This window comes from Neisseria shayeganii (assembly GCF_014054965.1).
Lineage (GTDB): Bacteria > Pseudomonadota > Gammaproteobacteria > Burkholderiales > Neisseriaceae > Eikenella > Eikenella shayeganii.
In genome coordinates this window covers 120,934-139,779 of the sequence record NZ_CP059567.1, presented here as the reverse complement: position 1 = coordinate 139,779, position 18,846 = coordinate 120,934, and the positions used below count along the sequence as shown (strand labels likewise).

20 protein-coding genes, 1 other RNA gene and 3 pseudogenes are annotated in these 18,846 nt (G+C 59.7%); 20 read left to right on the top strand and 4 right to left on the bottom strand.

Going from position 1 to position 18,846, the window contains the following annotated elements; genetic code table 11:
- Positions 1 to 95: 95 nt before the first annotated feature.
- Entirely contained in the window at positions 96 to 1,343 is a 1,248-nt protein-coding gene (fabF, locus tag H3L94_RS00620) for a beta-ketoacyl-ACP synthase II (protein WP_182122247.1), read from the top strand.
- 112 nt (positions 1,344 to 1,455) lie between these two features.
- Here fabF and H3L94_RS12160 read toward each other — a convergent pair whose 3' ends face one another.
- On the bottom strand, positions 1,456 to 1,638 hold the full coding sequence (locus H3L94_RS12160; RefSeq protein WP_244958784.1) for a lipoprotein signal peptidase: 183 nt from the start codon (positions 1,636 to 1,638) through the stop codon (positions 1,456 to 1,458).
- 28 nt (positions 1,639 to 1,666) lie between these two features.
- Between H3L94_RS12160 and H3L94_RS00615 the strand changes: the two genes are divergently transcribed.
- The 6 genes from H3L94_RS00615 (at position 1,667) to rpsI (ending at position 4,767) form a co-directional block, all read left to right on the top strand.
- Positions 1,667 to 2,659, top strand: a complete 993-nt coding sequence (locus tag H3L94_RS00615) for an NAD(P)H-dependent glycerol-3-phosphate dehydrogenase (RefSeq protein ID WP_182122246.1) — start codon at positions 1,667 to 1,669, stop codon at positions 2,657 to 2,659.
- Between the two features lie 83 nt (positions 2,660 to 2,742).
- Positions 2,743 to 3,078, top strand: a complete 336-nt coding sequence (locus tag H3L94_RS00610; RefSeq protein WP_182122245.1) for a hypothetical protein — start codon at positions 2,743 to 2,745, stop codon at positions 3,076 to 3,078.
- On the top strand, positions 3,075 to 3,371 hold the full coding sequence (locus H3L94_RS00605; protein WP_009119923.1) for a cell division protein ZapA: 297 nt from the start codon (positions 3,075 to 3,077) through the stop codon (positions 3,369 to 3,371). Before H3L94_RS00610 ends, H3L94_RS00605 begins: the two co-directional genes overlap by 4 nt.
- 18 nt (positions 3,372 to 3,389) lie before the next feature.
- Positions 3,390 to 3,570: non-coding RNA, 6S RNA (gene ssrS / locus H3L94_RS00600), on the top strand.
- A 366-nt stretch (positions 3,571 to 3,936) separates the two neighbouring features.
- Positions 3,937 to 4,365, top strand: coding sequence for a 50S ribosomal protein L13 (gene rplM / locus H3L94_RS00595; protein ID WP_009119924.1), 429 nt, complete (start codon positions 3,937 to 3,939; stop codon positions 4,363 to 4,365).
- A gap of 9 nt (positions 4,366 to 4,374) precedes the next feature.
- Positions 4,375 to 4,767 carry a 30S ribosomal protein S9 gene (rpsI, locus tag H3L94_RS00590; protein ID WP_182122244.1) on the top strand — a complete coding sequence of 131 codons (393 nt, stop codon included), beginning with the start codon at positions 4,375 to 4,377 and terminating at the stop codon, positions 4,765 to 4,767.
- 74 nt (positions 4,768 to 4,841) lie between these two features.
- Here the strand turns inward: rpsI and H3L94_RS12155 are convergent.
- Positions 4,842 to 5,082: pseudogene (locus H3L94_RS12155) on the bottom strand (hypothetical protein).
- 13 nt (positions 5,083 to 5,095) lie between these two features.
- Between H3L94_RS12155 and mnmG the strand changes: the two are divergent.
- From mnmG to H3L94_RS00575, 4 genes and pseudogenes are all read left to right on the top strand, one after another.
- The gene (mnmG, locus tag H3L94_RS00585) at positions 5,096 to 6,982 is read left to right on the top strand and encodes a tRNA uridine-5-carboxymethylaminomethyl(34) synthesis enzyme MnmG (protein ID WP_182122243.1); all 1,887 of its coding nucleotides are present in this window, start codon (positions 5,096 to 5,098) and stop codon (positions 6,980 to 6,982) included.
- Between the two features lie 155 nt (positions 6,983 to 7,137).
- Positions 7,138 to 7,238: pseudogene (locus H3L94_RS12925) on the top strand (IS1595 family transposase); the annotation flags it as partial.
- Between the two features lie 185 nt (positions 7,239 to 7,423).
- A complete protein-coding gene (locus tag H3L94_RS00580; protein ID WP_182122242.1) occupies positions 7,424 to 7,996 on the top strand; it encodes a hypothetical protein in 573 nt (190 codons plus the stop codon).
- A 15-nt stretch (positions 7,997 to 8,011) separates the two neighbouring features.
- A pseudogene (locus H3L94_RS00575) lies at positions 8,012 to 8,191 on the top strand (RsiV family protein); the annotation flags it as partial.
- A 63-nt stretch (positions 8,192 to 8,254) separates the two neighbouring features.
- On the opposite strand, the gene H3L94_RS00570 reads toward H3L94_RS00575, so the two are convergent.
- Positions 8,255 to 8,497 (bottom strand): cytochrome-c oxidase, encoded by a 243-nt coding sequence (locus H3L94_RS00570; RefSeq protein ID WP_182122241.1) that lies wholly within the window; start codon positions 8,495 to 8,497, stop codon positions 8,255 to 8,257.
- A gap of 119 nt (positions 8,498 to 8,616) precedes the next feature.
- On the opposite strand from H3L94_RS00570, the gene rsmG reads away from it, so the two are divergent.
- The 4 genes from rsmG (at position 8,617) to H3L94_RS00550 (ending at position 11,592) form a co-directional block, all read left to right on the top strand.
- Positions 8,617 to 9,246 carry a 16S rRNA (guanine(527)-N(7))-methyltransferase RsmG gene (rsmG, locus tag H3L94_RS00565; protein WP_182122240.1) on the top strand — a complete coding sequence of 210 codons (630 nt, stop codon included), beginning with the start codon at positions 8,617 to 8,619 and terminating at the stop codon, positions 9,244 to 9,246.
- Between the two features lie 22 nt (positions 9,247 to 9,268).
- A complete protein-coding gene (locus H3L94_RS00560; RefSeq protein ID WP_182122239.1) occupies positions 9,269 to 10,036 on the top strand; it encodes a ParA family protein in 768 nt (255 codons plus the stop codon).
- Between the two features lie 86 nt (positions 10,037 to 10,122).
- On the top strand, positions 10,123 to 10,743 hold the full coding sequence (locus H3L94_RS00555; protein ID WP_182122238.1) for an L-threonylcarbamoyladenylate synthase: 621 nt from the start codon (positions 10,123 to 10,125) through the stop codon (positions 10,741 to 10,743).
- 291 nt (positions 10,744 to 11,034) lie between these two features.
- The gene (locus H3L94_RS00550) at positions 11,035 to 11,592 is read left to right on the top strand and encodes a hypothetical protein (RefSeq protein WP_182122237.1); all 558 of its coding nucleotides are present in this window, start codon (positions 11,035 to 11,037) and stop codon (positions 11,590 to 11,592) included.
- Positions 11,593 to 11,635: 43 nt separating this feature from the next.
- Here H3L94_RS00550 and H3L94_RS12150 read toward each other — a convergent pair whose 3' ends face one another.
- On the bottom strand, positions 11,636 to 11,782 hold the full coding sequence (locus H3L94_RS12150; protein WP_244958779.1) for a lipoprotein signal peptidase: 147 nt from the start codon (positions 11,780 to 11,782) through the stop codon (positions 11,636 to 11,638).
- Positions 11,783 to 12,050: 268 nt separating this feature from the next.
- Here H3L94_RS12150 and ampD point away from each other — a divergent pair, with 268 nt between their 5' ends.
- The 5 genes from ampD (at position 12,051) to H3L94_RS00525 (ending at position 18,792) form a co-directional block, all read left to right on the top strand.
- Positions 12,051 to 12,629 carry a 1,6-anhydro-N-acetylmuramyl-L-alanine amidase AmpD gene (gene ampD / locus H3L94_RS00545; protein ID WP_182122236.1) on the top strand — a complete coding sequence of 193 codons (579 nt, stop codon included), beginning with the start codon at positions 12,051 to 12,053 and terminating at the stop codon, positions 12,627 to 12,629.
- 160 nt (positions 12,630 to 12,789) lie between these two features.
- The gene (locus H3L94_RS00540; RefSeq protein WP_182122235.1) at positions 12,790 to 14,073 is read left to right on the top strand and encodes a cell division protein ZipA C-terminal FtsZ-binding domain-containing protein; all 1,284 of its coding nucleotides are present in this window, start codon (positions 12,790 to 12,792) and stop codon (positions 14,071 to 14,073) included.
- A 148-nt stretch (positions 14,074 to 14,221) separates the two neighbouring features.
- Positions 14,222 to 14,971, top strand: coding sequence for a hypothetical protein (locus H3L94_RS00535; protein WP_182122234.1), 750 nt, complete (start codon positions 14,222 to 14,224; stop codon positions 14,969 to 14,971).
- A gap of 132 nt (positions 14,972 to 15,103) precedes the next feature.
- Complete coding sequence (locus tag H3L94_RS00530) at positions 15,104 to 16,042, top strand: TIGR01777 family oxidoreductase (RefSeq protein WP_182122233.1); 939 nt, start codon at positions 15,104 to 15,106, stop codon at positions 16,040 to 16,042.
- A 317-nt stretch (positions 16,043 to 16,359) separates the two neighbouring features.
- Positions 16,360 to 18,792, top strand: a complete 2,433-nt coding sequence (locus tag H3L94_RS00525) for an acyl-CoA dehydrogenase (protein ID WP_182122232.1) — start codon at positions 16,360 to 16,362, stop codon at positions 18,790 to 18,792.
- Positions 18,793 to 18,846 lie beyond the last annotated feature (54 nt).

Genomic DNA, 18,846 nt, shown 5'->3' with positions numbered 1-18,846 from the left:
GAACGGGGTTTCCGAATTCAAGACAACCGCCTCTGCCCTCAGGTGCGCCCACCGCACGCCTTGCGGCAGAGGCTTTCTATTGAGAGTGAAGCAATATGAGCCAAAGAAGAGTGGTGATTACCGGCTTGGGCCAGGTTTCTCCGGTCGGCAACAATGTGGCCGATGCCTGGCAAAACCTGCTGGCCGGCGTGAGCGGCATCGGCACCATCACCCGGTTTGACGCCTCCGGCCTCAACGCCCGCATTGCCGGCGAAGTGAAAGGCTTCGACATCGGCCAATACATCAGCGCCAAAGAAGCCCGCCGCATGGACGTGTTTATCCACTACGGCATCGCCGCCGCCCTGCAGGCCATTGTCGACGCCGGCTTGGACGACGTAGCCGGCTTGGATAAAGACCGCGTGGGCGTGAACATCGGCTCCGGCATCGGCGGCCTGCCCTCCATCGAAGCCACCGGCAATGTGGTCAATGCCAACGGCCCGCGTAAAATCAACCCCTTCTTTATTCCCGGCTCCCTGATCAACCTGATCGCCGGCCACATCACCATCCTGAAAGGCTACCGCGGCCCCAGCTACGGCATGGTGTCCGCCTGCACCACCGGCGCGCACAGCATCGGCGATGCCGCCCGCCTGATCAAATACGGCGATGCCGACGTGATGGTGGCCGGCGGCGCCGAAGGTGCCGTCTGCCTGCTCGGCGTCGGCGGTTTCGATGCCATGAAAGCGCTCTCCACCCGCAACGACGACCCCGCCACCGCCTCCCGCCCTTGGGACAAAAACCGCGACGGCTTCGTTATGGGCGAAGGCGCCGGCATTTTGGTATTGGAAGAATACGAGCACGCCAAAAAACGCGGCGCCAAAATCTACGCCGAGCTGGCCGGTTTCGGCATGAGCTCCGACGCCTACCACATTACCGCGCCGAATACCGACGGCCCCGCGCTGGCGGTTACCCGCGCCCTGAAAGACGCCGGCCTCAACCCCGACGACATTGATTATGTCAACGCGCACGGCACCTCCACCCCGTTGGGCGACGCCAACGAAACCAACGCCCTGAAGCTGGCCTTGGGCGAACACGCCCGCAACGTGGTGGTGAACTCCACCAAATCGATGACCGGCCACTTGCTCGGCGGCGCCGGCGGCGTGGAAGCCGTTTACTCCGTGCTGGCTGTACACGAGCAGAAATCCCCGCCCACCATCAACCTGTTCGAGCAGGACATCGAAGGCGGCTGCGACTTGGACTACTGCGCCAACGAAGCGCGCGACCTGCCCATCCGCGCCGCCCTGTCCAACTCCTTCGGCTTCGGCGGCACCAACGGCACCTTGGTCTTCAAGCGCTTTAGCGGCTAAAGCATCTTTCGCGATGCCCACGCTCTCCCTCAGGCTACCTGAAAGCATTGCCGCGGCTTTCAGGTAGCCTGCGGTGTTTATTCCGCCTGTCCGCACAACACTGTTGAAAAATTCATGAAAATGACAAACGAGACCTTTGCAAAACTTCCAGATGTGGATGCAGTTCAAGGCGTAGCAGCGCAGCGAGTGCAGACATATCATCTAGATAGGCAAGCGAGCGAGCAGCGCACAACGCAGAAATGCGCCGCAGATGGGAGTGTTGCAAAGGTCTCAAACAGCGGGCAGGTCCGCCCAATCCACTTCACCAACACAAAACGAGCCGCATGAATATCTGCATCATGGGCGCCGGCGCCTGGGGCACCGCCCTCGCCATCCATTTCGCCCAACACCGCCACCGCGTGACCCTATGGAGCCGCAACCCGCAACACGCCGCCGCCATGCAGGCCGAGCGCAGCAACACAGGCTACCTGAAAGGCTTCCCCTTTCCCGATGCCTTGGCCGTTGCCTCCTCCCCCGAGCACATCCCCCATCCCGACTTGGTCATCATCGCCACACCGGTGGCCGGCCTGCGTGAAAGCCTGCAACATATGCGCGCCTGGGGCTGGGCCGATGTGCCGCTACTGGCTGCCTGCAAAGGCTTCGAGCAAAACAGCGGATTGCTGCCGCAGCAAGTGGCCGCCGCCGAGCTGCCCGGCCACAGCCGCATCGGCCTGCTTTCCGGCCCCAGCTTCGCCCAAGAACTGGCGCGGCAACTGCCTTGCGCCGTTACCCTGGCCTCTGCCGACAGCGCATGGATCGACCACCTGGCGGCCGAACTCAATTCTCCCGTGTTGCGCCTGTATGCCAACCACGACCCCGTCGGCGTAGCCGTCGGCGGCGCCGTCAAAAACGTCATGGCCATCGCCACCGGCATCGCCGACGGCTTGGAATACGGCATGAACGCCCGCGCCGCCCTCATCACCCGTGGCCTGGCCGAAATCAACCGCCTGGCGCTGGCCTTGGGCGCCCAAACCACCACCCTGCTGGGACTGGCCGGCGTCGGCGACCTCATCCTCACCTGTACCGGCTCCCTCTCGCGCAACCGCCAAGTCGGCCTCAAATTGGCCGAAGGCAAAAGCCTGCCCGACATCTTGGCCGAACTGGGCCATGTGGCCGAAGGCGTTTACACCATCCGCGAAGCCGCCGCCCAAGCCCGCCGCTGCAGCGTAGAGATGCCGATTACCTTTATCCTCAACGATCTGCTGGACGGCAAAATTGCCGTGCGCGAGGTCGCCGAACAATTGATGGGGCGCCGGGTTCGTAACGAATCGGCATAAAACATCGGCAGCCACAGCCAGTTTCAGTATAATGCCCCCGTTTGCCGGCAGACCCGGCCGCACCGAATCACGAGATCCATGCCATGCACAGCCAATTAGAACACCTGCAGGCCTCCATCGAAGCCTTGGTCCACAAATACCAAACCGCCGCCAGCGAGAAACGCCAGCTGAAGCAGGAAGTTGACCGGCTGCAACAAGAGCAGCAACAGCTCATTCAACAGCACCAGGCGGCCATGGAAAATCTGAATCTGAGCTACACCGACCGCCTGGGGAAATTGGAAGCCGAAGCCAACCAATACATTCTCGCCCTGCAACAAGAAAACGCCGGCTACCGCGCCATGCTCGAACAAAGCGCCGCCGACATCCGCCACTTGCTGTCCCGCCTGCCCGTCAGCGAAACACAGGAGCCCTCTGCATGAGCATCGAACAAGTCAGCGTCGACATTCTGGGCCGCCAATTCAATATCGGCACCCCCGCCAGCGAAAAAGAAACCCTGTTGCAGGCCGTGCACATGCTGAATCAGAAAATCGGCACCATCCAATCGAGCGGCCGCATTGTGGAAACCGACAAAATCGTCATCATGGCCGCCCTCAACCTGACGCACGATTTGTTGAAGATGAGCGCAAAAGACGGTTTGGCAATCGGCGAAATTGAGCGTAGAATAAGCGCCATGATAGAAAGCTGCGATAAGGTGCTCCGCACCGAAGGCTAGCATTCTTCAGATTCCGTTTTTACCCTGCGGTGCTCGCGAAGGCATACAATTCCTTTGAACCAATAAGTTCGCTTTTGGCTGCCGATTGTAGGTGGGCGTGCGCGTTCCTTGAGAATGTACCCGAAACCGACTCAGAAGTGGCCGACCTTGATTCAAAGGTTCAAGCGAATTTCGCCGGAACGGCATTTGCGGGGTTCCTTTCCACCGGTATGCGGCCGCATACCGGTTTTTCTTTATCCGTCCGCCGGACAAACATTGAAACAACACTTTTCGCAACGGCAAGAGAAAAACTGAGATCCTTGCAAAACTCCCAGATGTGGATGCAGTTCTAAGCGTAGCAGCGCAGCGAGCGTGAACGCCAGGCATCCCCGTGGGAAAGACATATCACCTACAAGGCTAAACGAGCGAGCAGTACCCATAGGGCGTAAACGCACAACGCAGAAATGCGCCGCAGATGAAGGTTTTACAACAGTCTCAAGCCGCCCGCCTGCAGAATCAGCATTGACAGCCACCATCCGAGTCTTTAAAATCGCCGGTTTCTGATATTAATTTGGATTATTCCGTTATGAAAACCTTTTCAGCCAAACCGCACGAGGTGAAGCGCGAATGGTACGTTATCGACGCCGAAGACAAAGTCTTGGGTCGCTTGGCTGCCGAAATTGCCCGTCGCCTGCGCGGTAAACATAAGCCCGAATACACCCCCCACGTTGACACCGGTGACTACATCATCGTCATCAACGCCGACAAACTGCGTGTGACCGGCGCCAAGAACGAAGACAAAATCTACTACCGCCACTCAGGTTTCCCCGGCGGTATCTACCAGCGTACTTTCCGCGAAATGCAAGACCAATTCCCCGGTCGCGCATTGGAAAAAGCCGTGAAAGGCATGCTGCCCAAAGGTCCCTTGGGCTACGCCATGATCAAAAAACTGAAAGTGTATGCCGGTGCCGAACACCAGCACGCTGCACAACAACCCAAAGTTCTCGACATTTAAGGACGCGACATGAACGGTAAATATTATTACGGCACTGGCCGTCGCAAAAGTTCTGTGGCTCGTGTATTCCTGCAAAAAGGCAGCGGCCAGATCATCGTAAACGGCCGCCCGGTAGACGAGTTTTTCGCCCGTGAAACCAGCCGCATGGTGGTGCGCCAACCCTTGGTACTGACTGAAAACGCCGAAGCGTTCGACATCAAAGTTACCGTAAACGGCGGCGGCGAAACCGGCCAATCCGGCGCCATCCGTCACGGCATTACCCGCGCCCTGATCGACTACGATGCCGCCCTGAAACCCGCTCTGTCTCAAGCCGGCTTCGTGACCCGCGACGCCCGCGAAGTTGAGCGTAAAAAGCCCGGCCTGCGCAAAGCCCGCCGCGCCAAACAGTTCTCCAAGCGTTAATTGGATGGAATCGACAAAAAGAGCCTCAGGGCTCTTTTTTGTTTCAGGTAGCCTTAACGCCCATAGAACCGACATCAAACAAGGTCATCATCAAGTTGTGACCGTCTGTCGAAGCACCGCCAACAAACAGGCTGAGACCTTTGCACCCCCCAGATGTGGATGCAGTTCAAGGCGTAGCAGCGCAGCGAGTGCAGACATATCATCTAGATAGGCAAGCGAGCGAGCAGCGCACAACGCAGAAATGCGCCACAGATGGGGGTTTTGCAAAGGTCTCAGGCTACCTGAAAACCATTTGGCCCCAACCCACCCACACAAACTTCCCGAGCTTATGATTTATCCCAAAACCTACGACGTCATCGTGGTCGGCGGCGGACACGCCGGCACCGAGGCCGCCTTGGCCGCCGCACGCATGGGCGCGCAAACCCTGCTGCTTACCCACAATATCGAAACGCTGGGCCAAATGTCTTGCAACCCTTCTATCGGCGGCATCGGCAAAGGCCATTTGGTGCGCGAAGTGGATGCGCTCGGCGGCGCCATGGCGCTGGCCACCGATATGTCCGGCATCCAATTCCGCCGTTTAAACGCCAGCAAAGGCGCCGCCGTGCGCGCCACCCGAGCGCAGGCCGACCGCATGCTTTACAAAGCCGCCATCCGCGAGATGCTGGAAAACCAGCCCAATCTCGACATTTTTCAGCAGGCGGTGGAAGACATCAGCGTGGAAGGCGACCGCGCCAACGGCGTAAGCACCCAAATGGGCGTGACATTCCAAGCCCGTGCCGTAGTGCTCACCGCAGGCACCTTCCTGGCCGGCAAAATCCACATCGGCTTGGAAAACTACGCCGGCGGCCGCGCCGGCGACCCCGCCGCACAAGGCTTGTCGGGCCGCCTGAAAGAGCTGGCGCTGCCCGTCGCCCGCCTCAAAACCGGCACTCCGCCGCGCATCGACGGCCGCACCATCAATTTCTCGCAGCTCACCGAACAGCCCGGCGATACCCCCGTGCCCGTATTCTCCGTGCGCGGCAGCGCCGAACTACACCCGAGCCAAGTATCGTGCTGGATTACCCACACCAACCTGCACACCCACGACATCATCCGCTCCGGCTTCGACCGCAGCCCCATGTTTACCGGCAAAATCGAAGGCGTCGGCCCGCGCTACTGCCCCTCGATTGAAGACAAAATCAACCGCTTCGCCGACAAAGACAGCCATCAGATTTTCCTCGAACCCGAAGGGCTGACCACCAACGAATACTACCCCAACGGCATTTCCACCAGCCTGCCCTTCGACATCCAGCTTGCGCTGGTGCGCTCCATGAAAGGCTTGGAAAACGCCCACATCCTGCGCCCCGGCTACGCCATCGAATACGACTATTTCGACCCGCGCAACCTCAAAGCCAGCCTCGAAACCAAAACCATAGCCGGCCTGTTTTTCGCCGGACAAATCAACGGCACCACCGGCTACGAAGAAGCCGCCGCCCAAGGCCTGTTGGCCGGAGCCAACGCCGTACAGTATGTGCGCGAACGCGACCCGCTGCTACTGCGCCGCGAACAGGCCTACCTCGGCGTCTTGGTGGACGACCTCATCACCAAAGGCGTGAACGAGCCCTACCGCATGTTCACCAGCCGCGCCGAATACCGCCTGCAACTGCGCGAAGACAACGCCGACATGCGTCTCACCGAAGCCGGCTACCAAATCGGCCTCGTAACCGAACAGCAATGGCAGGCTTTCGACCAAAAACGCGAACAAATCGAACGCGAAATCCAACGCCTGCGCAGCACCTGGTACACCCCCGCCAAGCTGCCCGAGAGCGAGCAGGAGCGCGTGTTCGGCCAAAAACTCTCCCGCGAAGCCAACCTGCACGACCTCCTGCGCCGCCCCAATATCGACTACGCCGCCCTGATGACCCTGCCCGACGCCGCCCCGGCAGACAGGCTACCTGAAAACGTCATCGAACAAGTGGAAATCCAAGTCAAATACCAAGGCTACATCGACCGCCAAAACGAAGAAATCGACAGCCGCAAAGACTTGGAAACCCTCAGGCTGCCCGCCGACATCGACTACGCCAAAGTCAAAGGCCTGTCAGCCGAAGTGCAGCAGAAACTCAACCAAAACCGCCCCGAAACCGTCGGCCAGGCCAGCCGCATTTCCGGCATTACCCCCGCCGCCATCGCCCTGTTGATGGTGCATTTGAAACGCGGCTTCAAAGATGCAAAATAAGTTTCAGGTAGCCCCATCACTTAGGTGAAAAGATTGCAAACCGCCCGATACCGACGCCATTCAAGGCACGGCAGGCACAGATTTCGCAAAAATCTCGGGCTACCTGAAAAAATCTGGATGGCTGTACTAGATAAGCAGTCATGTTAGACTGCAAAATACAGATAACCCGTTGTAAGCTGAAAAGAGTACTCAAAGAAAATTTCTTCAGTTTTTTGTGCTTCAAATTACCACCCGTTCTGCCGCCGATTTATTAGGGCGTGTCGTCACGGTCAAAAATCACGCCTGCTGCGTTGCAAATACTTGTCGGGTGCCCAACCCGGCTTCCATTTCCGCCTTGCATTCACGGCTTTTGCCTTGCAAAACCGTTGTACAAGCTTCCTGACGACACGCCCTGGTACAACCCCAAATCTTGTCATCAACCTGACTACAAAGGAGCACCTGATGAAACACACCTGTCTCTCCCTGTCTTTACTCATCTGCACCACCCCTCTGGCCGCCACCCCCTTATCGGAACAAGTGAACAAAATCGAAGTGCAACACTGCGTTGCCCCAAGCATCTGCCACACACAAGAAGCGATGTATCCAACCTCCGGGCATAGCGCCTTAGACCGCTGGGCAGTCGGCACCTTGAAACAGAGTATCGGCACCCGCAGTTTGCAGCCAAACGCCCTGAAAGCCGCCTTGCAGGAACAAACCGGTAATGACCGAAGCTGTGAACACAGCTATATCAACGATATCAAACTATTGGGGGAAAGCACACACTACGCGGTATTCGGAGAAGAAGACTGGGAATACACTTGCGGTGCCCACGGCAACGGCACCCGTCGGCTCTATGTGCTACCCAAATCCGGCGCCGCTCGGGTGCTGCCTTTGGCACAAATGGTGCTGCCGGACAAAATGGCGCAGTTGGCCAACTTGCAACTGGCGGCTTGGCGGCAATATCTGGCCAAGCCCGCCGACCCGGATACCCCCGCCATGAGCCCTGCCGAGATTGACGCCCACTTGGCGCAATAGCCGTTTAAGCCAACCGGCAACTGGCGGCTCGCCGAAAACGGACTGGTGTTTCTGTTCCAATCCTACAGTATCGCCCCCTACGCTATGGGGCGGCCGGAATTATTCATTCCCAATGAAACATTACAAGGCGTGGTCAAACCCGAAATCCTGCGCGAAACTGCCACCTTCCGCCCCAGCCGCCACCTCAGCAATTAAACGCGTCCTGAGCAAAAGGCTACCTGAAAGCCTTTCAGGTAGCCTGCATACACAGCGCGATAATCAGTCTTCGAAGCGGTTTTCGGTTTCCGGCACCTCATCCACATCCTTCATCGCATCGCTCACGGTTTGGGCAATCGGATTGATGCCGCTCTGCTCGCGCACAATCTCTTTCTGCCGCTCCGTGAGCGGGGGATGCACCTCGGTGGACTCGGCTTCGCGTCGGTGCTCCATCTCTTCGAAACTTTCGTAGGGTTGGGGTTTGACTTTGCTTAAATCTACGTCGTCATGTTTGAATATGCTCATAACAGCTCCTTTTCTCGGGTGTGCGGGCAGAACATACCACATTGCGGCCTTGAGTGCGATGTGCCGGCGGCCGGTATTTTCAGATAAGATTACGCCTGCACGATTTGACGAAAGACATCATGGACAACAAACAAAAACTACAGCAAGGCCTGCAAGAGCTGGGGCTGACGCTTTCCACCGCCCAACAACTGCTGCTGCTCGAATACGTGGCCCTGCTGAAAAAATGGAACAGCACCTACAACCTCACCGCCCTGCGCGACGAAACCACAATGATCAGCCACCACGTGCTCGACAGCCTCACCCTGCTGCCTTATGTGAAAGACGCGCAAACCCTGATGGACGTAGGCTCCGGCGGCGGTATGCCCGGCATTCCCACCGCCATCTGCCGCCCCGATTTGCAGATCACGCTGTTGGATTCGAACACCAAAAAAACCACCTTTTTGCAGCAGGCCGTCATCGAGCTGGGCTTGAACAACGTAACCGTGGCCAGCGGCCGTGTGGAAGCCATGCACGACAAAAAGGTGGACGTGGTCACCAGCCGCGCCTTTGCCGAACTGGCCGACTTTATCGCGCTCACCAAACACTTGTTGAATGCCAACGGCTATTGGGCGGCGATGAAGGGCGTATATCCCTATGAAGAGTTGGAGCACGTGCCCGACACCGTGGCCGTGCTTCAAGTGGACAAACTGAATGTGCCGATGCTGGAAGCCGAGCGCCATATGGTGTTGATGCGGCCCAAGCAGGCATAAACATAAACCGGGGAGGCAGACCATGAGCGCCAACATTCTGGCGGTGGCCAACCAAAAAGGCGGGGTGGGCAAAACCACCACCGCCGTCAATCTGGCCGCCTCGCTGGCCGCTCGCGGCAAGCGGGTATTGGTGGTGGATCTCGATCCGCAGGGCAACGCCACCACCGGCAGCGGCATCGACAAAAGCAGCCTAAAAAACGGCATCTACCAAGTGCTGCTCGGCGAAAGCGAAGCGGCCGAGGCCAAGTTGCACAGCGAAGCGGGGGGCTACGATGTGCTGGCGGCCAACCGTTCGCTGGCCGGCGCCGAAGTGGAGCTGATTCAGGAAATCGCCCGCGAAATGCGTTTGAAAAACGCCCTGCTGCCCTTGAGCGGAGACTATGATTTCATCCTGATCGACTGCCCGCCCACGCTCACCCTGCTCACCCTCAACGGCCTGGTGGCCGCCCACGGCGTGCTGGTGCCGATGGTATGCGAATACTATGCGCTGGAAGGCATTTCCGATTTGGTGGCCACCGTGCGCAAAATCCGCCAAGCCATCAACCCGCAGCTCGACATCGCCGGCATCGTGCGCACCCTCTACAACCCGCAAAGCCGCCTGGCCTTGGAAGTGAGCGAACAGTTGGAACAGCACTTCGGCAACAAAGTGTTCACCACCACCATTCCGCGCAACATCCGCCTGGCCGAAGCCCCCAGCCACGGCATGCCGGCGCTGGCCTACGATGCCAAAGCCAAAGGCACGCTGGCCTATCTGGCGCTGGCCGACGAACTGCTGGCCCGCTTTGCCTGAGCAAAGCCCGTACACCGGCTCCGCCCAAACGCCTGCCTGAAGCTTTCAGGTAGCCTGTACCACCCCACACTGACCACCCCAAAACCATGGCCCAATTCTTCGCAATCCACCCCGACAACCCCCAAGAACGGCTGGTCAAACAGGCCGCCGACATCGTCCGCAACGGCGGCGTGATCGTTTACCCCACCGATTCCTGCTACGCGCTGGGCTGCCATCTGGGCGACAAAGCCGCCATGGAGCGCATCCTCGCCATCCGCCAAATCGACCTGCGCCACCACCTTACCCTGATGTGCGCCGACCTCTCCGAACTGGGCACCTATGCCAAAGTGGACAACAGCCAGTTCCGCCAGCTCAAAGCCGCCACCCCCGGCGCCTACACCTTCATCCTGCCCGCCACCAAAGAAGTGCCCAACCGCACCCTGCATCCGAAGCGCAAAACCATCGGCCTGCGCGTGCCCGGCAACCGCATCGCCCTGGCACTCTTGGCCGAGTTAGGCGAACCCATGCTTTCCTGCACCCTGATGCTGCCCGAAGACAGCGAACCGCTGACCGACCCCTACGAAATCCGCGACCGCCTCGAACACAGCGTGGATCTGGTTATCGACGGCGGCTGGTGCGGCACCGAACCCACCACCGTCATCGACATGACCGACGGCACCGAACTCATCCGCCAAGGTGCGGGCGACGCCGCCGTGTTCGGCCTGTAAAAACCTGCTCCAAACCGTAACCAACCGCACATCCTGCCGCAACAGGCTACCTGAAACCCGCTTTCAGGTAGCCTGTTTGCATTCGGCCGCGCCCGCAGGCAGACGCCCATTTTGCAAAACTTCTGCCGATTATGGTTAATTTACGTTTACCGCCAAACAATATCCGCCAAAAGCAAGCATCTCATTTCAATCAATAAATTTAAATTAGAGAATCACCCCAAACTGGCATGATTCCTGCTAGTAACTTGTTTTGCTTCTAAAGACAACACAGCGAACAAGGTTTTTCCCATAATGGCCCGTTTAAAAACATCTTCCCGTAACCAAACCAGCCGCCCCGCCAGAAAGAAATCCGGCGGCACCGGCAGTGCCGGCCGCATTCTCGGCCTGCTGCTTGTGTTGGCGCTGCTCGGCGGCGGCGCCTTCCTCTATCTGAATCCGCAGGCATTGGACCAACTCAAAGCGGCCGCCGGCTTGGCCGAAGCACCGGCAGCAGCGTCGGCAACACCCGCCACACCTGCTGCCGATCCGGCAGCGCCGGCCGAGCCCGCTTTGGTATTCGAAGCCGATCCCGCCGCTGCCGAAACGCTCAACACCGCCAAAATGATGGTGAATATGCGCTTTAAAGAAGGCAAAACCCTGACCGACATCAACGAGCCGTTCAAGCTGTCGGCCTCGGAAAAGCAGCACTGGCAAAGCGTACACATCAATCAAGGCACGGTGTCCGCCGTCCATGTCAACAGCAACCCCGACCACCCCATGGTGCTGCTGCCGATGCAGCACAACGGCGAATTGGTTTGGGTATGCGCCGGAGACGTACCTGCCGCACTCGAAAGCGTGTGCACCTCATAAAAACGGCGGTTTCCACCACCCCCTCAGGCTGCCTGAACCCGTTTCAGGTAGCCTGAGACCTTTGCAAAACCCTCAGATGTGGATGCAGTTCAAGGCGTAGCAGCGCAGCGAGCGCAGACATATCACATAGATAGGCAAGCGAGCGAGCAGCGCACAACGCAGAAATGCGCCGCAGATGGGGCTTTTGCAAAGGTCTCAGCCTGTTTTGCATCCGTTTCCCATGCAACGCAACACGGAGCAGGCCGAAACCTCAACAACACCCCAAGCGAATGCGAACGCTGGAAATCCGCGTGGAGCAAACCGAATAAACCAAGCCAAGTAAACGGGTAAACACTTCAGAACGTCAACAAAACATCAACGCAAATGCAGCCATGCGCCGCAGCTGGCCTCTTGCAAAGGTCTCAGCCTTTTATTTGGCGCTATAATCCCGCCATTTCCTCATCCGAAAGCATCCGCCGATGAACGATTGGCAACGCGGCCGCTGGCAGCAGGCCGTCCAACAACACTCCCCCAACTGCAGCCCGCGCCCCGAAGGCGAAACGGTTTCCCTGGTGGTGTTGCACAATATTTCCCTGCCCCCGTTCGAATACGGCAGCGGCGCCGTAGAAGCGCTGTTCACCAACCGCATCCAGCCCGACGCCCATCCCTTTTTCTCCCAGCTCAACCAACTGCGCGTGTCCAGCCATTTTCTGATTGAACGCAACGGGCGCACCGTACAATTTGTCTCCTGCGATGACGCCGCCTATCACGCCGGCGTATCCGCTTTCCGCGGCCGCCAAGCCTGCAATGCCTTTTCCGTCGGCATCGAATTGGAAGGCTGCGATTTCGAGCCCTTTACCGAAGCCCAATACGCCGCCCTGCTCCCGCTGCTGCACAGCCTCATCCGCGCCTACCCGATTGAAGCCGTCATCGGCCACCAACACATCGCTCCCGGCCGCAAAAGCGACCCCGGCCATTTTTTCGACTGGGCCGCCCTGCAAGCCGCCGGCCTGCCGGTGGCGGAAGAAGTATTTGCAGCAGACACGCCGCCGCCATAAAAACTTTAAACAACTCAGGCTACCTGAACGCCCGACAGCCGGCGGCTACAGATTTTTACGCAGCGCATTCCGCCGCCGGCCAATCAACGGCAACCCCTTGCGCCGATTTTGGTTATAATCCGCCGGCAAAGACGGACTGCCCACACCATCGGAACCGCCCATGAGCCAGAACACCTTACTCCTCATCGCCATTTTGATTTTCGCGCCGATTTTCGGCGTCTTGCTGTACAACACCTATCAGGAAAAAAAATACCGCGATGCGGTGCGCGCCCAATTCGGCCACGCCGATAAAGACGCCCTGCTCGAAAGCCGCACCCACTCCGTGCGCGACGGCAAAACCGCCGCCAACGCCCCTGTTGCAGAGGAAACGGATGCCGGCCAAGCCGCCGAACCCGCCCTGCTGAAGCCCTCTTTTACCCGCCAAACCGCCCTATCCGAAGCAGACGCGGCCGAAGACCAAACCGTATTACCGCCGCCCGCCCCTGCGCAGGCCGACACCCCCGCCGAGCCGGTGTTGCAAACCGCGCCGGCCGCCGCCCCGCCCGCTTTCTCCTTCAAAAAAGTGCCGGTGGCCCAACCGTCGCAAACCCAATCTGCCGCCAAACAAAAGCTGCTGCTCGACCTGCACGACCTGGCCAAACAGGAACTGCCGTGGTTTGACAGCCGCTTCGACTACCTGGCCTACATCGCCCTCAAAGAGCCGCAAGAGCTGCACGCCATGCCGCGCCTCTCCAGCAGCCGCCGCTTCCGCATTGCCGGCTGCACCATGGACGACCGTTTCCAAATCGCCGAGCCGATTCCCAGCGTCTATTACCAAGGCTTCGTCATCGGCCTGCAGGCCATCAACCGCAACGGCCTGGCCAGCATTGCCGAATTGGAGCAGTTCGGCGAACAGGCCAACGCATTTGCCGAAAAAATGGACGGCGGCCTGCTGCTCACCGACATCGACACCTTCCTCAGCGTCGCCCGCCCGCTGGACGATTTGTGCGCCCGCGTTGACCAAACCATCGCCATCCACCTGGTGTCGCGCAACAACATCAGCGGCGTGGAGCTGCGCAACGCCGTAGAACGCCAAGGTTTCGAGCTCTCGCACGACGGCATGTTCTACCTCAACAACCCCAAAGGCGAACCGCTGTTTGCCATCTCCACCCTCGACAACAGCGCCTTCACCTCCGCCCTGCTTTCTTCGCAAAACTACCGCGGCTTCAGCATGCTGTTCGACGCCCCGCACATCCCCGACGGCGAGAAAAACTTCAACCGCTTCATGGACATCGCCGTCAAACTTTCCAGCATGCTCGGCTTGGACCTGGTGAACGACAAACTGGAAGAACTCTCCACCCAATGGCTGAAAGAAGTGCGCCGCTACGTGGTGGAGCGCCAAGACGAAATGAAACAGGTCGGCATCGAACCCGGCGGCGAACTGGCCCAACGCCTGTTTTCCTAAATCCCAAGCAGCCCACAGGCTACCTGAAAACTTTCAGGTAGCCTTTCTTCATGCTCGGCAACCTGATGCCAACATTTCCTAACAACCCGCCTGCTACAATAAGCCCGCCAATTGTTCTGCCAAGCCAGCCCCACCACACCCATCCAGAATGATGAAGATTTTTCCCCTATGCCTGCTGCTGTTTGCCGCCCTGCCCCTGCAGGCGCAAACCGCGGCTTCCGACGTTCCGCCGCCGCCCGCGCCGGAGCCGGTTTACATTTGCCAAACAGACGACGGCCGCACCGTGCGTACCGCCGTGCCGCAAGGCCGCTGCCGCCCCTTCAGCCGCGAAGAAACCGTCCGCCTGGGCGTAGAGGAAACCGAAGCGTCCGAACCCGCCGTCGCGGCCAAGCCTGCCGGCCAAACCGATACCCCGCGCGCCTATATCTGCCAAACGCCCGACGGCAAAGCCGTATTTGTTTCGCAGCCGCAAGGCCGCTGCCAGCCCTCCCACATGGACGGCGCCCAAATCGACACCTCGCCCGTGGCCACCGCCGACCAAGAACTGGCCAAAATCTGGCAGGCCGCAGAAGCCGAAGCGGGCGATGTACAGGTATTGCCCAGCATGCAGGTGATTTTGCGCCAACAACAGCAGCAAACTGCCGCCAAACCCGCCCTCAGCACCAGCATCCGCCGCCCGCCGCCGCGCTATGTGCCCCCGCCCAAACCGCCCAGCCGCCGCGAGCTGGTTGAGCGCGACATCCGCCGCGAAGAACGTGCCCTCGCCCGCGAAGAGAGCGAGCTGGCCGCAGCCCGCCTGAGCCGCAATGCCGAACGCATCCGCCGCCTGAACCAAACCGTGAACGAGCGGCGCAGCGGCTTGCGGGCCTTGCGCGAAGAATTGCGCCGCTATCCGTGAAACAGGCAAAATCGGGCGGCCGCAATCGGCTGCCAGCCCTTTCAGGTAGCCTCCATCAGAACAAATTATTGTCCCAGCAGGCTACCTGAAACTCACCCGCCGCCAAAGCGGCACCACAGAAAACAGACAGCCATGACAAACCCATCCCCCACCCTCGTGTTAATCGGCGGCAGCGGCTTAATCGGCCGCCACTTGGCCGCCTTCTTCCGCCAAGACGGTTGGCGCGTGCTCATCGTCAGCCGTGATCCCAACCGCGCACGCGAAGATTTGGGCGGCCAATACGAATACGTCGCCTCCCTCAACCATCTGTATGCCGACATGCCCATCGACCTGGTGGTCAATCTGGCCGGCGCCTCCATCGGCGAAGGCAAATGGACGCCGCAACGCAAGCACGCCTTGCTGGACAGCCGCCTGCAGCCCACCCGTGCGCTGGGCGAATGGCTGCAACAGCGCACGCCCGACAAGCGCCCCAAACTGGTGGTGCAGGCTTCGGCCGTCGGCTACTACGGCAACGGCCGTGCCGACGGTTGGCCGCACTGCACCGAAAGTGCACCGCCGCAGACGGTTTTCCCTTCCCAGCTGTGCCAACAATGGGAAGCCGCGGCCAAGGAAGCGGCGCAGGCGGCCGGCGTGCCACTGGTCATCTGCCGCTTCGGCGTGGTGCTGGCCCGCGACGGCGGCATCCTGCCCCAACTGTTGAAGCCCGTGGCCTGGTGCGTCGGCAACATCGGCAGCGGTGAACAGCCGCTGGCTTGGATCCACATCGATGATGTGGCGCACGGCATCCGCTTTCTCTACCGCCTGCAGCCGGAGCGCCGCCGGGCGGTGTACAACTTCACCGCGTCGCAGCTCAGCACCCAGGCCGATTTCGCCCGTGCCGCCGCCAGCGCCCTGCGGCGGCCGCTGCTGCTCGGCATCCCCGCCGCCCTGATGCGCGGCATCATGGGCGAACAGGCCGATTTGGTGCTGGAAGGCCAGTTTGTCGTCCCCCAAGCTTTGCTGGCCGACGGCTACCACTTCCGCTTTCCCGAGCTGCCGCAGGCTTTGGCCGATTTGCTGAACGTTCAATAAAAAACGAACCGCCTGCCCCGCCGCCGCCCCACCCAAGCAAGCGGAGAACGCAGTGAACGGCGTCCAACTGTGCCTTCCTGCTCCGTTCTGCCGCCAAATTCCGCCTGTGCCGCCAGGCGGAAAATGTGGTCACAACGGGGTTTAGAGTGCTTATTCTTTTAAAATTCAATAGAAACATTAAGTTATGGATTGACGACTCTAGGATTTGCAGCGTATGGTTGCCTATCTTTCAGGTAGCCTGCCGCCTATCCGCAGCAACAGGCTACCTGAAAAACCGAAACACAAACGTGTTGCCATACAAATAAGGAGAAAATCAAATGACAGGCTTGATACTGTTGCTGGTATTGCTGGGTATTGCCGCCTATTTCCGCGCCAACGGCTGGGTGCTGACCGCCGCCGCCGTGGTGGGTGCGCTGTTGGGCGGCGCTTGGTGGCTGGCGCTTTTGGCCTTGGTGGTGGGCGTGTTGTTCTGCCTCACCGGCGTGCGCCGCGTGCTGTTTACCGACCGCGTATTCGGCACTTTCAAAAAAGTCACCCCGCCGATGTCGGAAACCGAAGAAGCGGCCATCAACGCCGGCACCGTGTGGTGGGACGGCGAGCTGTTTTCCGGCAAGCCCGACTTCAACAAACTGCTGAACTACCCCGATCCCAAACTGAGCCCGGAAGAGCAGGCCTTTATTGACGGCCCTACCGAGGAGCTGTGCCGCATGCTCGACGATTGGGACATCACCCACAACCGCAAAGACCTGCCGCCCGAAGTGTGGCAGTTCATCAAAGACCAGGGTTTCCTGGGCATGATTGTGAAAAAGCAGTACGGCGGTTTGGAATTCTCCAACTACGCCCACGCCAAGGTGGTGATGAAAATCGGCACCCGTTCCGGCAGCGCCGCCGTGAGCGTGATGGTGCCCAACTCTCTGGGTCCTGGCGAGCTGTTGCAGCACTACGGCACCGAAGAACAGAAAAACTTCTATCTGCCGCGTCTGGCCAAAGGCATTGATATTCCCTGCTTCGCGCTCACCAGCCCGCATGCCGGCTCCGATGCCGGCGGCATCCCCGACTTCGGCGTGGTCTGCCGCGGCGATTATGTCGATCCGCACACCGGCGAAGAACACAAAGACGTGCTGGGCATCCGTGTGTCTTGGGAAAAACGCTGGATCACGCTGGCGCCGGTGGCCACCGTACTCGGCCTGGCCTTCAAAATGTATGACCCCGACGGCCTGTTGGGCGGCAAAAAAGACATCGGCATCACCTGCGCGCTGGTGCCCACCAACTTTGCCGGCGTTGAAATCGGCCGCCGCCACTTCCCCTCCGGCTCCGTATTCATGAACGGCCCGACTTGGGGACGCGACGTGTTCATTCCGCTGGACTACATCATCGGCGGTTTGGAATACGCCGGCAAAGGTTGGCAGATGCTGGTGGAATGCCTCACCGTGGGCCGCTGCATCTCCCTGCCCGCTAACTCGGTGGCCGCCGGCAAAGTGGCCAGCTACACCACCGGCCTGTATGCCCGCATCCGCGACCAATTCGGTCTGCCCATCGGCAAATTCGAAGGCGTGGACGAAGCCCTGGCCCGCATCGGCGCCCACACCTACCAAATGGAAGCCAGCCAGGATTTGGCGCTCACCGGCGTGGACATGGGCGAAACCCCGAGCGTGATTTCCGCCCTGCTCAAATACCACAACACCGAGCGCTACCGCAAAGCCATCAACGACGCCATGGACATCCACGGCGGCAAGGCGGTGGTGCAAGGCCCGCGCAACTATCTGGCCAACGCCTACCAGGCCATTCCGGTGGCGATTACCGTGGAAGGCGCCAACATCCTGACCCGCAGCATGATGATCTTCGGCCAAGGCGCCATCCGCTGCCATCCCTATGTGCTTAAAGAGATGAAAGCGGCCTATGCCAACGATGCCGCCGCCTTCGACCAGGCTTTCAGCGCCCACGGCCACTTCATTCTCACCAATGTGTTCCGCAGCTTCTGGCTGGGCCTCACCAACGGCCGTTTTTCAGGTAGCCCCAAAGGCGGCGTGACCGCCCCCTACTACCGCCAGATGAACCGCGTGGCCGCCAACTTCGCCCTTTTGGCCGACATGAGCATGTTCAGCCTGGGCGGCAGCCTCAAGTTCAAAGAGAAAATCTCCGCGCGTTTGGGCGATATTCTCTCCAGCCTGTATATCTGTAGTGCGGTACTGAAACGCTTTGAAAAAGAAGGCTGCCAAAAAGCCGACGAACCGCTGATGCAGTATGCCGCCCAGCAGGCGCTGTATGACGCGCAAACCGCCATCGACGGCGTGCTGAAAAACCTGCCCGCCCGCCCCCTGGCCTGGCTGCTGCGCGTGCTGATTCTGCCCACCGGCCGCGTGATTGCCCCGCCCAGCGACAAACTGGGCAGCAAAGTGGCCGCAGCGATGATGCGCGGCGACGACACCCTGATGCGTTTGGCCCACGGCATGTACATCCCGCAAGACGAAAGCGAAGCCATCGGTGTGCTCAAACCCGCCCATGCAGCGGTGATCGCCAGCGAAGAGCTGGAGAAAAAACTGCGCAACCTGGCGCGCAAAGGCGAGTTCGCCGCCGTATCGCCCGCCACCCAGCTGCAGGAAGCCTTGGACAAAGGCCTGATTACCCAAGCCGAGTTCGAGCAAGTCACCCGCGCCCGCAAGCTCAAACGCGATGTGATCATGGTGGACGATTTCGACATGCAGCTGGATCAGCATGACGAAAACCTGCTCCAACGCCACGTTTTCTAAATCCGAAGCACCGGATTTCCTTGCCCGAGCAGCAGGGAAATCCGGATACGGCGG

Coding starts and splice junctions, on each gene's coding strand:
- H3L94_RS00550 (WP_182122237.1), top strand. CDS start 11,035: ATGGCCCGTTTAAAAACATCTTCCCGTAACCAAACCAGCCGCCCCGCC.
- H3L94_RS00555 (WP_182122238.1), top strand. CDS start 10,123: ATGGCCCAATTCTTCGCAATCCACCCCGACAACCCCCAAGAACGGCTG.
- rpsI (WP_182122244.1), top strand. CDS start 4,375: ATGAACGGTAAATATTATTACGGCACTGGCCGTCGCAAAAGTTCTGTG.
- ampD (WP_182122236.1), top strand. CDS start 12,051: ATGAACGATTGGCAACGCGGCCGCTGGCAGCAGGCCGTCCAACAACAC.
- H3L94_RS00530 (WP_182122233.1), top strand. CDS start 15,104: ATGACAAACCCATCCCCCACCCTCGTGTTAATCGGCGGCAGCGGCTTA.
- H3L94_RS00610 (WP_182122245.1), top strand. CDS start 2,743: ATGCACAGCCAATTAGAACACCTGCAGGCCTCCATCGAAGCCTTGGTC.
- H3L94_RS00535 (WP_182122234.1), top strand. CDS start 14,222: ATGATGAAGATTTTTCCCCTATGCCTGCTGCTGTTTGCCGCCCTGCCC.
- rplM (WP_009119924.1), top strand. CDS start 3,937: ATGAAAACCTTTTCAGCCAAACCGCACGAGGTGAAGCGCGAATGGTAC.
- H3L94_RS00605 (WP_009119923.1), top strand. CDS start 3,075: ATGAGCATCGAACAAGTCAGCGTCGACATTCTGGGCCGCCAATTCAAT.
- H3L94_RS00580 (WP_182122242.1), top strand. CDS start 7,424: ATGAAACACACCTGTCTCTCCCTGTCTTTACTCATCTGCACCACCCCT.
- rsmG (WP_182122240.1), top strand. CDS start 8,617: ATGGACAACAAACAAAAACTACAGCAAGGCCTGCAAGAGCTGGGGCTG.
- H3L94_RS00570 (WP_182122241.1), bottom strand. CDS start 8,497: ATGAGCATATTCAAACATGACGACGTAGATTTAAGCAAAGTCAAACCC.
- H3L94_RS00615 (WP_182122246.1), top strand. CDS start 1,667: ATGAATATCTGCATCATGGGCGCCGGCGCCTGGGGCACCGCCCTCGCC.
- mnmG (WP_182122243.1), top strand. CDS start 5,096: ATGATTTATCCCAAAACCTACGACGTCATCGTGGTCGGCGGCGGACAC.
- H3L94_RS00525 (WP_182122232.1), top strand. CDS start 16,360: ATGACAGGCTTGATACTGTTGCTGGTATTGCTGGGTATTGCCGCCTAT.
- H3L94_RS00540 (WP_182122235.1), top strand. CDS start 12,790: ATGAGCCAGAACACCTTACTCCTCATCGCCATTTTGATTTTCGCGCCG.
- H3L94_RS00560 (WP_182122239.1), top strand. CDS start 9,269: ATGAGCGCCAACATTCTGGCGGTGGCCAACCAAAAAGGCGGGGTGGGC.
- fabF (WP_182122247.1), top strand. CDS start 96: ATGAGCCAAAGAAGAGTGGTGATTACCGGCTTGGGCCAGGTTTCTCCG.